This is a genomic window from Streptomyces globosus (assembly GCF_003325375.1).
Classification (GTDB): domain Bacteria; phylum Actinomycetota; class Actinomycetes; order Streptomycetales; family Streptomycetaceae; genus Streptomyces; species Streptomyces globosus_A.
Genome location: NZ_CP030862.1, coordinates 1,911,706 through 1,925,025, shown reverse-complemented (window position 1 = coordinate 1,925,025; position 13,320 = coordinate 1,911,706). Strand labels below are relative to the sequence as shown.

10 protein-coding genes are annotated in these 13,320 nt (G+C 69.9%); 1 reads left to right on the top strand and 9 read right to left on the bottom strand.

The genetic code is table 11. The annotated features are described in order from the left end of the window. Positions 1-19 precede the first annotated feature (19 nt). Positions 20-1,093: an LCP family protein gene (locus tag C0216_RS08905; protein ID WP_114054746.1), complete on the top strand. Its 1,074-nt coding sequence runs from the start codon at positions 20-22 to the stop codon at positions 1,091-1,093. Between the two features lie 56 nt (positions 1,094-1,149). Here the strand turns inward: C0216_RS08905 and C0216_RS08900 are convergent, their stop codons facing one another. The 9 genes from C0216_RS08900 to ngcE form a co-directional block, all read right to left on the bottom strand. Further along, complete coding sequence (locus C0216_RS08900; RefSeq protein ID WP_114054745.1) at positions 1,150-2,646, bottom strand: amino acid permease; 1,497 nt, start codon at positions 2,644-2,646, stop codon at positions 1,150-1,152. Positions 2,647-2,783: 137 nt separating this feature from the next. Continuing rightward, entirely contained in the window at positions 2,784-4,700 is a 1,917-nt protein-coding gene (gene dxs / locus C0216_RS08895; RefSeq protein WP_114054744.1) for a 1-deoxy-D-xylulose-5-phosphate synthase, read from the bottom strand. A gap of 253 nt (positions 4,701-4,953) precedes the next feature. Continuing rightward, positions 4,954-6,213, bottom strand: a complete 1,260-nt coding sequence (locus C0216_RS08890; protein ID WP_246042796.1) for a sugar ABC transporter permease — start codon at positions 6,211-6,213, stop codon at positions 4,954-4,956. 26 nt (positions 6,214-6,239) lie between these two features. Further along, the gene (locus C0216_RS08885; protein WP_114054742.1) at positions 6,240-7,028 is read right to left on the bottom strand and encodes an ATP-binding cassette domain-containing protein; all 789 of its coding nucleotides are present in this window, start codon (positions 7,026-7,028) and stop codon (positions 6,240-6,242) included. 186 nt (positions 7,029-7,214) lie between these two features. Continuing rightward, complete coding sequence (locus C0216_RS08880) at positions 7,215-8,321, bottom strand: substrate-binding domain-containing protein (protein WP_246042411.1); 1,107 nt, start codon at positions 8,319-8,321, stop codon at positions 7,215-7,217. A gap of 129 nt (positions 8,322-8,450) precedes the next feature. After that, positions 8,451-9,653 carry an ROK family transcriptional regulator gene (locus C0216_RS08875; RefSeq protein WP_114054740.1) on the bottom strand — a complete coding sequence of 401 codons (1,203 nt, stop codon included), beginning with the start codon at positions 9,651-9,653 and terminating at the stop codon, positions 8,451-8,453. 308 nt (positions 9,654-9,961) lie between these two features. Beyond that, a complete protein-coding gene (locus tag C0216_RS08870) occupies positions 9,962-10,885 on the bottom strand; it encodes a carbohydrate ABC transporter permease (protein WP_114054739.1) in 924 nt (307 codons plus the stop codon). Between the two features lie 13 nt (positions 10,886-10,898). Then, positions 10,899-11,843, bottom strand: a complete 945-nt coding sequence (locus C0216_RS08865) for a carbohydrate ABC transporter permease (RefSeq protein WP_114054738.1) — start codon at positions 11,841-11,843, stop codon at positions 10,899-10,901. A gap of 22 nt (positions 11,844-11,865) precedes the next feature. After that, positions 11,866-13,293, bottom strand: coding sequence for an N-acetylglucosamine/diacetylchitobiose ABC transporter substrate-binding protein (ngcE, locus tag C0216_RS08860; RefSeq protein ID WP_114058539.1), 1,428 nt, complete (start codon positions 13,291-13,293; stop codon positions 11,866-11,868). Positions 13,294-13,320: the final 27 nt, after the last annotated feature.

The window sequence follows — 13,320 nt, the reverse complement described above, 5'->3', positions numbered from 1 at the left end:
ATAGAAGGGCACTGCCTCCATGACCGACGGCCCCTCGGCCACCCCCGCTCCCTCCCGGCGCAAGCCGCGGCGCGGTGGCAAGCGCGTCCTGCGGATCGTACTGCTGGCGCTGGCGGTGCTCATCCTCGCGGCCGGCGGGGCCGGCTGGTGGGCGTACAGCCACCTCAACGGCAACATCGACAGCGTCGACCTCGACCAGGCGATCGGCGACGACCGCCCGAAGAAGGTCGTGCCGGGCGCCCAGAACATCCTCGTCCTCGGCTCCGACTCGCGCGCGGGCGCCAACGGCGACCTCGACCACGGCGACGTGGCAGGCGCCCGCTCCGACACCGCGATGCTCATCCACGTCCCGGAGGGCCGGGCGAAGGCCACGGCGGTGAGCATCCCCCGGGACACCCTCATATCCCGGCCCGAATGCAGGAAGGCAGACGGCAAGACCGTCGCGGCCGCCGAGCGGGTCATGTTCAACTCGGTCTACACGCTGGCCGGGCCGGCCTGCGTGGTCAAGACCGTCGAGCAGCTGTCCGGGATCCGCGTCGACCACTTCGTCGAGGTCGACTTCGCCGGCTTCAAGGGCCTGGTCGACGCCCTCGGCGGCGTCACCGTCACCCTGGACCAGCCGATGAGCGGCGCCAAGGGCGGCCTGAAGCTCGACCCGGGCACCCACCGCCTCGACGGCGAGCAGTCCCTGAAGTTCGTCCGCACCCGCTACGGCTACGGCGACGGCAGCGACCTCGGGCGCATAGGCCTCCAGCAGCAGTTCATGATCGCCATGCTGTCGGAGATGAAGAAGCAGGACGCCCTCGGCAACCCGGCCCGGCTGTACAAGCTCGCCGACGCCGGCACCAAGTCGCTCACCACCGACTCCGAACTCGCCTCTCTGACGGCGCTCGCCGACTTCGCGCAGAGCATGAAGGGCGTGAACCCGGAGACGATGGAGACCATCATGCTCCCGGTCGCCTACGACAAGGTCGACCCCAACCGCGTCGTCGTCGCCCAGCCGCAGGCCGGAATGCTGTGGGAGGCGCTGCGCACCGACCAGAAGATCCCGGCGGAGGCGAAGAAGTCCCCCGCGAGCGGCTCCAAGGGCTGACGCGCAGACGGCGGGTGCGGCCGGTCGGGACCCGCCGCACCCGGTGCCTGCAGGGGTCAGTACTTGGCGTCCTGGCCCGCCTTGGCCAGGCGGCTGTTGCGGCGCCCGTAGACGAAGTAGACGACGACGCCCACGCCCATCCAGATGCCGAAGCGGATCCACGTGTCGACCGGCAGGTTGAGCATCAGCCACAGCGAGGCCGCCATCGACAGGATCGGGATGAACGGCACGAGCGGCGTGCGGAAGGATCGGTGCAGGTCGGGCCGGGTCCGGCGCAGGATGATCACGCCGAGGGCGACCACGACGAACGCGAACAGCGTGCCGATGTTGACCAGCTCGGCGAGCTTCTCCAGGCTGGTGAAGCCGGCGACGACCGCGATGATCACGCCGAGCAGGATCGTCGCCCGGTACGGGGTGCGGTACTTGGGGTGGGTGACGGAGAAGACGCGCGGCAGCAGTCCGTCGCGGCTCATCGCGAAGAACACGCGGGTCTGGCCCAGCAGCAGGATCATGCACACGGTGATCAGGCCGACGGAGGCGCCGAGGCTGATGGCGCCCGCGAAGAACGGCTGGTTCACCGATTTGAACGCCTCGGCGAGCGGGGCGCTCGGCGACATCTCCGCGTAGTTCTGCATGCCGGTGACCACGAGCGTCACGGCGACGTACAGCACGGTGCAGATGAGCAGCGAGCCCAGGATGCCGCGGGGCATGTCCCGCTGCGGGTTCTTCGTCTCCTCCGCCGCCGTCGCCACCACGTCGAAGCCGATGAAGGCGAAGAAGACGAGCGAGGCCGCGGTGAAGATGCCCATGACGCCGAAGTTGGTGGGCGCGTACCCGAACAGCACCTGCACCAGGGGGGCGTGGAGGCCGCCCCCGGCGGGCTGCGGCTCGGCCGGCGGGATGAACGGCGAGTAGTTGTCGGCCTTGATGAAGAACACGCCGGCGACGATGACCAGCAGCACGACGGTCACCTTGATGGCGACGACGATCGCGGTGATCCGCGCCGACAGCTTCGTCCCGACGACCAGGATCGCCGTCAGGGCGAGGACCAGCAGGAACGCGAACAGGTCGAAGGTGCCGCCCGCATCCGGACCGGACAGCGCGGCCGGCATGTCCCAGCCGAGGTTCGTCTGCATCAGGTTGCGGATGTAGCCGGACCAGCCGACCGCGACGACCGCGGTGCCGAGCGCGAATTCGAGCACGAGGTCCCAGCCGATGATCCAGGCGGGCAGCTCGCCGATCGACGCGTAGGAGAACGTGTACGCCGAGCCCGCCACCGGCACGGTGGACGCGAACTCGGCGTAGCACAGGGCGGCCAGCGCACAGACGATGCCTGCGGCGACGAACGACAGGGCGGTGGCCGGCCCGGCATTGTTGCGCGCTGCGATGCCCGTCAGGACGAAGATGCCGGTGCCGATGATGACACCCACGCCGAAGACGGTCAGGTCCCAGGCCGACAGCGACTTGCGGAGCGCGTGTTCCGGCTCCTCCGTGTCGCGGATGGACTGTTCCACCGTCTTCGTGCGGAAGGGGCTGTTGAGATCCGGACTCACCGACGCACCTCCGAAAGGCGACGACGCAACGGAACGGGCCGGGAGGCCCACCCACTCCAGGGTGATCTCCCGGCCCGTGTGCTGCAACCGCGCACGCCCTCCGCGGCGGCGCGCCGCCCGCGTCCGGCTGGTCGCGGCTAGTCGACCGCGGCGGCCGGCTCGCTGTCGAGGCGGCCGTCCAGCTTGGCGACCAGGCCGGTGACCTGCCGGGCGATGTCCGGCGCGGTCAGGCCGATCTCGGCCAGGATCTCCTTGCGCAGCGCGTGGTCGAGGAACCGCTGCGGGATGCCGAAGTCGCGCAGCGGGACGTCCACACCGGCGTCGCGCAGGGCCTGCGACACGGCGGCGCCCACACCGCCCACGCGGCCGTTGTCCTCGACGGTGACGACGACGCGGTGCTGCTCGGCGAGCGGGGCGAGGGCCTCGTCCACCGGCTTGACCCAGCGCGGGTCGACGACGGTGCTGGAGATGCCCTGCTTGTCGAGGAGGTCGGCGACCTCCAGGCACATCGGGGCGAGGGCGCCCACCGAGACGAGCAGGACGTCCGGCCGGGTGACGTCGGCCGCGGGGCGGCGCAGGACGTCCATGCCGCCGATGCGGCCGACCGCCGGCACGGCGGGTCCGACGACGCCCTTGGAGAAGCGGACGACGGTCGGGGCGTCCTTGACCTCGACGGCCTCGCGGAGCTGGGCGCGCAGCTGCTCGGCGTCGCGCGGGGCGGCGAGCCGCAGACCGGGCACCACCTGGAGGATCGACATGTCCCACATGCCGTTGTGGCTGGCGCCGTCGTCGCCGGTGACGCCGGCGCGGTCCAGGACGAAGGTGACACCGCACTTGTGCAGCGCGACGTCCATCAGGACCTGGTCGAAGGCGCGGTTGAGGAAGGTGGCGTAGACGGCGAAGACCGGGTGCACGCCGCCGGTGGCCAGGCCCGCCGCCGAGGTGGCGCCGTGCTGCTCGGCGATGCCGACGTCGTAGATGCGGTCCGGGAACTCCTCGGCGAACTTGTTCAGGCCGACGGGGTGGAGCATGGCGGCGGTGATGCCGACGATGTCCGGGCGCTCGCGGCCGATCCTGACCATCTCGTCGGCGAAGACGGAGGTCCAGCTGGCGGCGGCCGTCTTCACCGGCAGGCCGGTGTCGGGGTGGATGACGCCCACCGCGTGGAAGCGGTCCGCCTCGTGCTCCAGGGCGGGCGTGTAGCCGCGGCCCTTCTGGGTGAGGCAGTGGACGATGACCGGCCCGCTGAAGCGCTTGGCGCGCAGGAGCGCGGACTCCAGGGCCTCGATGTCGTGGCCGTCGATGGGGCCGATGTACTTCAGGCCCAGGTCCTCGAACATGCCCTGCGGGGCGATGAAGTCCTTCAGGCCCTTCTTGGCGCCGTGCAGGGTCTCGAAGAGCGGCTTCCCGACGACCGGGGTGCGCTCCAGGATCTCCTTGCCGCGGGCCAGGAAGCGCTCGTAGCCGTCCGTGGTGCGCAGGGTGGCCAGGTGGTTGGCGAGGCCGCCGATGGTCGGGCCGTAGGAGCGCTCGTTGTCGTTGACGACGATGACGAGCGGGCGGTCCTTGGCGGCGGCGATGTTGTTGAGGGCCTCCCAGGCCATGCCGCCCGTGAGCGCGCCGTCGCCGATGACGGCGGCGACGTGGTGGTCGGTCCGGCCCAGCACCTCGTTGGCCTTGGCCAGTCCGTCGGCCCAGCCCAGCACGGTGGAGGCGTGGGAGTTCTCGATGACGTCGTGCTCGGACTCGGCGCGCGAGGGGTAGCCGGACAGGCCGCCCTTGGTGCGCAGGCCGGCGAAGTCCTGGCGGCCCGTGAGCAGCTTGTGGACGTACGCCTGGTGCCCGGTGTCGAAGAGGACCTTGTCCTTGGGCGATTCGAAGACCCGGTGCAGGGCGATCGTCAGCTCGACCACACCGAGGTTGGGGCCGAGGTGCCCGCCGGTCTTGGAGACGGCGTCGACGAGGAAGGACCTGATCTCGGCGGCGAGCTCGGTGAGCTCCTCCTGGCTGAGCCGGTCCAGATCGCGCGGTCCCTTGATGCGGGTCAGCAGCACCCGTGCCTCCTTGCAGTTGCTGGCTGGTCTGTCGAGTCTAATGTTCCGTCGGCGGCGCCGGTCATCGGGCTGCCGCAGGCGGGTCACAGCTTTGTCATTCCTGCACGGATCGCCCCGGCGCCACACATCACATCCGGGTGCTTATCCGCACAATTGCCCGCACGGGCGCACGAGGGGACGTACGCACGGGTGCCCGGCGCCACACGGGTGGCGCCGGGCACTGTGACCGGTCTTACCGCGCCGGGGCGCGTCGTCAGGCGCGTCCGGCCGTCTTCTGGGTCTTGCGGGTGACCGAGTCGATCACCACGGTGGCCAGCAGCACCGCACCGGTGATCATGTACTGGACGGGCGTGGCGATTCCCTCGAGAGCCAGACCGTACTGGATCGAGGTGATGACCAGGACACCGAGGAGGGCGTTCCAGGTGCGGCCGCGGCCGCCGAAGAGGCTGGTGCCGCCGATGACGGCCGCCGCGATCACGTTCATCAGCAGGTCGCCGGCGCCGGCGCTCTGGTTCGCCGCCGCGATCTTGGAGGCCCAGAAGAGCCCGCCGACGGCGGCGAAGGTGCCCGCGATGGAGAAGACCGCGATGCGGATCCCGGTGACGTTGATGCCGGCGCGGCGGGAGGCCTCGACGCTGCCGCCGAGGGCGAAGACGTTCCTGCCGAAGGCGGTGCGGCGCAGCAGGAAGTCCGTTCCGACCAGGACGAGCACGAAGAGCACCACCGCGAGCGGGAGGCCCTTGTACTGGTTGAACACCGCGGCGGGGCCGAAGGTGAACACGGCGAGCAGGCCGGTGCGCAGCAGCAGCTCGCTCATCGGGCGGGACGGGACGCCCGCGGCCGCGCGGCGCTTGTTGTCGCTGAAGGCGGCCAGGAAGTACCCGGCCGTGGCGACCGCGGCGAGGCCGTAGGCGGCGGCCACGTCCGTGAAGTAGTACGTGGTCAGCCGGCCGACGACACCGTCGGAGTCGATGTTGATCGTGCCGCTGCTGCCCAGGATCTGGAGCATCGCGCCGGACCAGAACAGCAGGCCCGACAGGGTGACGGCGAAGGCCGGCGCCCCGATCTTGGCGAAGAAGAAGCCGTGGATTGCGCCGATCAGGGCGCCGCCGCCGATCGCCGCCAGGACCGCCACCCACTCGTTGACCCCGTTGGTGACCGCCAGGACGGCGAAGAGGGCGCCCGAGACACCGCTGACGGAGCCGACGGAGAGGTCGATCTCGCCGAGCAGCAGCACGAAGATGATGCCGACGGCCATCATGCCGGTGGCGACCATCGTGATCGCGATGTTGGTGAGGTTCTCCGGGGAGAGGAAGTTCGCGTTCAGGCCCTGGAAGATGCCCCAGATCACGATCAGGCCGATGACGACCGGGAGGGACCCGAGGTCGCCGGCCTTCATCTTGCGGCCGAACTCGCTCAGGTAGCCCGAGAGGCCCTGCTCGCGGACGAGCAGGCGCGGGTCCACCGCGGGGATGGCGTCGGCCGGGGCCGCGGGGTTGGCGAGCTTCGCCACGTCCTCCGCGTGGTGGTGGTGGGTGCTCACTTGCGGGCCTCCCCGGTGCGGGCCGCGCGGCGGGTCACGGCGTTGTCCGTGGCCCCCGTGATGGCCGAGATGATCTCTTCCTGCGAGGTGTCGGCGACCTTGAAGACACCGTTGTTGCGGCCCAGCCGCAGGACCGCCACGCGGTCGGCGACGGCCTTCACATCGGCCATGTTGTGGCTGATGAGGATGACGGCGTGGCCGCGCTCGCGGAGCCGCTCCACCAGGTCGAGCACCTGTGCGGTCTGCTCGACGCCGAGGGCGGCGGTGGGCTCGTCGAGGATGACCAGCTTCGGCTCGCCCAGCATGGAGCGGGCGATGGCCACGGTCTGGCGCTGGCCGCCGGAGAGCGAGGCGATGGGGATCCGGACACTGGGGATCCGGATGGACAGGGTGGTCAGGAGCTCGCGGGCGCGGCGCTCCATCTCGACCTCGTCCAGGACGCCGCGGCGCTTGAGCTCGCGTCCGAGGAAGAGATTGCCGACGACGTCGATGTTGTCGCACAGCGCGAGGTCCTGGTAGACCGTCGCGATGCCCAGGTTCTGGGCGTCGTGGGGCTTGCTGATCGCCACCGGCCTGCCCTCCCACTCGATGACGCCGTCATCGATGGGGTGGACGCCAGCGATCGTCTTGACGAGCGTGGACTTGCCGGCGCCGTTGTCGCCGACCAGGGCGACCACCTCGCCGGAATGGATCTCGAGCTCTACGTCGGTCAGCGCCTGGACGGCGCCGAACCGCTTCGAGACCCCTCGCAACGCCAGCACGGGCGCAGCGGACACATGAACCATCTCCTTCGCCGCCGACGGGCGGGGATGTCGTGCAGAAAGTGCAGGAGCGGGGTGGGGGAATCGTTTCTGCCCGGCGGCCCCGCCTCTGGCGGGGATGGTGGGGCGGGGCGCCGGGCAGGCGCGGGGGTTCCTGGGCCGGACCGGAGGTCGCGGGGGCGGGGCCTCCGGCCGGGAGGACGCTGGGGCCTACTTCAGGCCGAGGGAGGCGCAGGCGGCCGCGTACTTGTCGGTGCAGATCTCGTCCGCGGTGTAGACGCCGTCCTTGATGACAGTGTCCTTGATGTTGTTCTTGGTGAGCGAGATGACGGGGATGAGGACCGACGGGACGCCCTGGGTGGTGGGGCTGTCGACCTTGTTGTTGATGATCCCGTCGATCTTCTCGCCCTTGGCGAGGGCGACGGCCATCTCGGCGGCGGCCTCGGCCTCGGGGGCGTACGGCTTGTAGACGCTCATGAACTGCTCGCCTGCGACGATGCGCTGCACGCCCGCGAGCTCGGCGTCCTGTCCGGTGACCGGGGGCAGCGGGCTCATGCCGGCGGCCTTGAGGGCGGTGATGATGCCGCCGGCCATGCCGTCGTTGGCGGAGTAGACGCCGACGATGTTGTTCTTGCCGAGGGCGGAGATGGCGCCGGCCATGTTGGTGTTGGCGTTCTCCGGCTTCCACTCCTTGGTGTCGTACTCCTTGCCGATGGTCACCTTGCCGTCGAGGACGGAGTGGGCGCCCTTCTTGAAGAGTGCGGCGTTCGGGTCGGTGACCGAGCCGTTCATCATCACGATCTGGCCGGACTGGGCCTTGTCGCCGAGGGCCTCCAGCAGGGCCTTGCCCTGGACGCGGCCGACCTCTTCGTTGTCGAAGGAGGTGTAGGCGTCGATCGGGCCCTCCGCCAGGCGGTCGTAGGCCACCACCGGGATGCCGGCGTCCTTGGCCCGCTTGACCGCGCCCGCGATGGCCTTGGAGTCCACCGCGTCGACGATCAGCACGTTCACCTTGTTGGTGATCATGGTGTCGACCTGGGAGTTCTGGGTGGTCGCATCCTGCTTGGCGTTGGCGTAGACGACCTCGCCCTTGCCGTTGGTGAGCTGCGCGACCTTCTTCTCGATGAGCGGCTTGTCGAACTTCTCGTAGCGCGCGGTCTGGTTCTCGGGCAGGAGCAGCCCGACCTTGATCGCACCGTCCGCGGCCGCGGCCGTGCCGGTGCCGTTCGACGTGGTGCCGGCCTCCTTGGCGCTGCCACAGGCGGCGAGGGAAACGGCTGCGGCGCCGGCGGCGACGACAACGGCGGCTCTACGCATACGCGTGTTCATTTCTTGAACCTCCCTGACGAGGCCGCAACACTGCGGCCGAGGTGGGTGCGAGTCAACCCGGCCGCCACTTTGCCGTCAAGGAGTGAATCCTTAACGAGATGACAACGGTGCCATCCGTTATCTAACTGAAGACAAGAGCTTCGGCGACGCGGAATCGGCCAGGAGGGTGGAATCGCCCATTTCGCTCAGGACCAGCGCGAGGGCGCCGAGCACTTCGGCCCGGCTGCCCAACGAGCCGGTCAGGACGGACAGTTGGCGGGCCGCGCTGGGGATGGCGTACCGCCCCACGGACTCGCGTATGGGGGCCAGGACGAGCTCGCCCGCCTCGGCCAGCGACCCGCCGAGCACGACCCGCGTCGGGTTCAGCAGATTGCAGAGGTTGGCGACACCGCTGCCCACGTGGCGGCCCACGTCGGCGATGACGCGGCGGCACCCGGGGTCGCCGTCGCGGGCCAGCTCGACCACCCGCTCCATGGTCAGTCCGGGCCCGTGGGTGCCCTGGAGCAGCGGCAGGACGTACCGGGCCGCGGCGAAGGTCTCCAGGCAGCCGCGGTTTCCGCAGCGGCAGACCGGGCCGGACTCGTCGAGGGTGATGTGCCCGATCTCGCCGGCCGTGCCGCCGGGCCCGCGGTAGATCTGCCCGTTGATGACCAGGCCGGCGCCGACACCGCTCGCCACCTTGATGTACGCGAGGTCCTTGACCCCGCGCCCGCTCCCCCACACCAGCTCGCCGAGCGCGCCCAGGTTGGCGTCGTTGTCGACGTGGACGGGGACGCCCAGGCGCCGCGAGAGCTCCTCGCGCGGGTTGATCCCGGCCCACCCCGGCAGGATGGCCGTCGAGCCCAGCGTCCCGGACTCCACGTCGATCGGGCCGGGGACGCCGAGCCCCACCCCGATGACCTTCCCCAGGTCCACGCCTATGCCCGCGATCAGCTCGCCCACCAGGGCTTCGGCCCGGTCGAAGCCGTCGGCCCAGGAGGCGTCCACGTCCAGCGGGGCGGCCTCCTCGGCCAGCACGCGGTGGGCCAGGTTGCCGACCGCGACCCGCAGGTGGGTGTGGCCGAAGTCGACGCCGATGACGATGCCCGCGTCCCCGCTGAGGGAGACGCTGCGCGCCCTGCGGCCCCCCGAGGAGGTGTCGGTGACCTCGACCGTCCCGCCCTCCTTGAGCTCCCGGACGATGTTGGACACCGTGGCCGCCGACAGCCCGGTGGACCGGGCGATCTCCGCCTGGGTCAGCGAACCCGCGAGCCGTACGGCCCGCACGACCCGTTCGAGGTTCGCTCGGTGCAGCGAGGACTGCGATCCGGGAGTCTGCACGACTCATCCACTCCTGCCCATGGGCGGCGGCCGGCCGCCGCCCTCCGGCCGGTGGCCGCGGCTGACGGCTCCGAGACCCCGGCGTCTCCAACTTGTGAACCCTTAGTCGAACCCTCGGACATCCACACGTCAAGAGGCGGACACGGAGCAAAACGGCCCTTATGGTTCATAAGTATGAGAGATGTCGAGCAGATCGTGCCACGGGCGGCGCGGGCCGGCGACCGGAGGCGGGTCGGGCGGCTGCGGAGGGCAGGGGGCCGGGGGCGGGGCGGGGGCAGGGCGGGGGGGCGGCCGGGCGCGGAGGCGGGCTACTTCAGGGTGCCCGACGTCAGCCCCGCCTGGATCTGGCGCTGGAAGGACAGGTACACCACCAGCATCGGCACCATGGCGAGCGTCACGCCGGCGAACAGCACCGGCAGGTCCGTCTCGTACCCCATCTGGTACTGGAGCTGGATCAGGCCCTGCGTGAGCATGTACCGCTCCGGGTCCGAGCCCGACTGCGGCTGCATCAGCACCGACGGCAGGATGTACTGGTTCCACTGCCCCAGCACGTTGAAGATCCCGACGCTGATCAGGCCCGGCTTGGCCATCGGCAGCATCACCTGGAAGAAGATCCGCGTGTCGGAGGCCCCGTCGAGCACGGCCGCCTCGTGCACGGCCGTCGGCAGCGTCCGGAAGAAGGAGTGCATGAAGAAGACGGTGAACGGCATCGAGTACGCGACGTACACCAGGATCAGGCCCTGGTAGGTGTTCAGCATGTCCAGGCGCTTGACCATGAAGAAGAGCGGCACGAGCGCCAGGAACACCGGGAACATGGCCCCGCTGACGAAGAAGAAGTACACCACCCGGTTGCCCGGGAACGGGTAGCGGGCCAGCACGTACGCGGCCATCGACCCCAGCAGCATCGTCAGCGGCACCGAGAAGGACATCACGATCAGCGTGTGTGCGAAGTAGTCGCCGATCCCCTTGTCCCAGGCCCGCGCGAACGCGTCGAGGTTCCAGTTCGTCGGCCGGCTCAGCGCCGACCCGCCGATCTCGGAGTCGGTCTTGAACGAGCCGAGCGCAAGCCACACCAGCGGCAGCACGATCAGCACCGCCCAGACGGCGAGGAAGCCGTGGGAGAAGACGTTCAGGACGGCGCCGTCGGAGCGGCCCGCGCTTGGCGCGGCGGGGCGGCCGCCGCCGGCCCTCTGCGCAGAGGACTCCCCGGGCGCCTTGATCACAGTGGTCATCGTCGTCTCCCGGTCAGAACTCGATGCGGTCGCGCCGGGTGGCGCGCAGCACGACGACGGAGAGGACCATGGTCAGGACGAGCATCACGACCCCCATCGCGCACGCGTAGCCGCTCTTGCCGAAGTACAGGAAGTTGCGCATCAGCACGGTCGCCATGACCTCGCTGTGGTGGTCGGGGCCGCCGCCGAACTGCCCTGACGTCATCGTCGAGACCAGGACGAACATGTCCATGGCCGCGATGCCCAGGTAGACGGCGGAGGTCTGCACCGAGTCCCACAGCAGGGGCAGCGTCACCCGGAAGAAGGTCTGCGCGCGCCCCGCCCCGTCGAGGAGGGCGGCCTCGTAGACGTCCTTGGGGACGGACTGCATGGCGGCCGAGAACAGGACCAGGTAGAAGCCGACCCCGTGCCAGACGACGACCAGCAGCAGGCACCACAGGACCAGGTCGGGGTCGTTGAGCCACTCGACGGGCCGCCCGGCGTCGACGAGGCCGAGCCGGATCAGCAGGCCGTTCAGCAGGCCGCCCTCGTCGCTGCGGTACACCGCGCCGAAGAGGACGGCGAGGATGGCGAGGGAGAGGACCTGGGGGAAGAAGTAGACGATCTTGTAGAAGGAGGAGCCGCGGACGCCGCGGACCCCTCCGGCCCCGCTGCGCCCTCCCGCGTTCACCATGAAGGCGAAGAAGAGGGCCAGCAGGATGGTGGTGGCCGGGACGAACACGAGGAGGAGCAGGTTGTGCCAGAGCGCGCCGCGGAAGACCTCGTCCTCCATGAGGGCCGCGTAGTTCTCCCAGCCGACGAAGTCGAAGGTGGGGGACTGGCCGGACCAGTTCGTGAAGGAGTAGCCGAAGGTCTGGATGTACGGCCAGATGACGAATGTCAGGTACAGCGCTAGCGGCAGGACGAGGAAGCCGGCGATGAAGCCGGCCCGTCCGCGCCCCCGGGCTACGTGGCTCATGGTGTCCGTCCGTCCCTGGGCGTCAGCTGCGGCGGTTGTTCTTCGCGTTGGGGTCCTTGGCGGCCTTGTCCACCGCGGCCTGGGCCCGCTTGATCCACTCCTTGGGCTGGATCCGCTTGGCCATCAGTTCATTGGACGCGTTCTGGATCTCGGTGTCCATTTCGCTGTACCAGTCGGGGTACAGGTACTGGAAGGTGTGGGTGCCGGCGGCCTTCACCGCGGCGACGGCGGAGCGGGTGCCGGGGCGCAGGGAGACCCCCGGGTCGACGCCGTCCTTGAGGACGGTGAGGGAGTTGGCCTGCTGGGCGAAGACCGTGGACCATTCGCGTGACAGCATCGAGCGCAGGAACTCCAAGCCGGCGGGCTTGTTGGCGGCCTTCTCGGGGACGATGAAGGGTTCGCCGGCGCCGGCCCGGATGGCCTCGAAGGGAAGCTTGCTGTCGGGGAGCAGCGGGACCGGCAGGAACTTCATGTCGAAGTCCTCCGGGGTCTGCTTGAGCTGCTCGTTCTCCAGCCAGGAGCCGGAGGGGATGAAGGCGGCCTTGTACTGGTTCCAGGCGGTCTGGGACTCCGTGTGGGTGAGGCCGTTGGTGCCGGCCATGAGGAGGCCCTTCTCGACGACCTCGTAGACGGCCTCGACGGCGGCGAGGGCGGCCGGGTTGTCGGCGAAGGCGTTGGACTCCAGGTTGTCGATGGCCTTGACGGCGTCGAGGCCGCCCTTCTTGGCGATCAGGTCCATGATGACGACGTTGATGTAGTACGGGTACTTGCCCTGGTGGGCGAGGCCGCCGATGCCCGCGTCGCGGGCCTTGGTGCACACGTCGAGGAACTGGTCCCAGGTCTTCGGCTCGGTCCAGCCCTTCTCCTTGAAGAGCTTGCCGGAGTACCAGAAGCCGAAGACGGTGTAGACGTAGTTGAGGGCGACGAACTTGCCTCCCTGCGTGCCCTGTTCGACGGTCCCCGGGATGAGGAGGTCGCGGACCTTCCTGGCCGGGTCGTCGATCGAGGGGGCGTCGAGGACCGGGGTGAGGTCGGCGAGCTGGCCGCCCTTCGCCAGGACGTCGATCTTGATCGCCTGGGCTCCGGCGTCGTCGACGACGTCCGGCGGGTTGCCGCCGTTGAACCGGGGCTGGAGCTTGGCGGCGATCTCCTGGGTGCCGAGGTGGGAGCTGGTGGTGCCCCACTTCTTGTCGAAGGCGGCCTCCCAGGCCTTGGCGTAGTCGTCGCCGAACCCGCCCTTGAAGACGACGACGTCGAGCTTGCCGCCCTTGGCTACGCCGAACGGGTTCTCCTTGGTGACGGCCGCCTTGCCGGGGCCGTTGGTCGCGGCCTCGCCGCCGGAGGCGCAGGCGGACAGGAAGCCCATCGCGGGCGTGGTGATGAGGCCGAGTGCCGCGGAGCGCTTGATCAGATCGCGGCGGCCGAGGCCGCCCTCGCCGGTGGATCCCATGCTCATGTCCTCGCCTTCGTCCGGGTG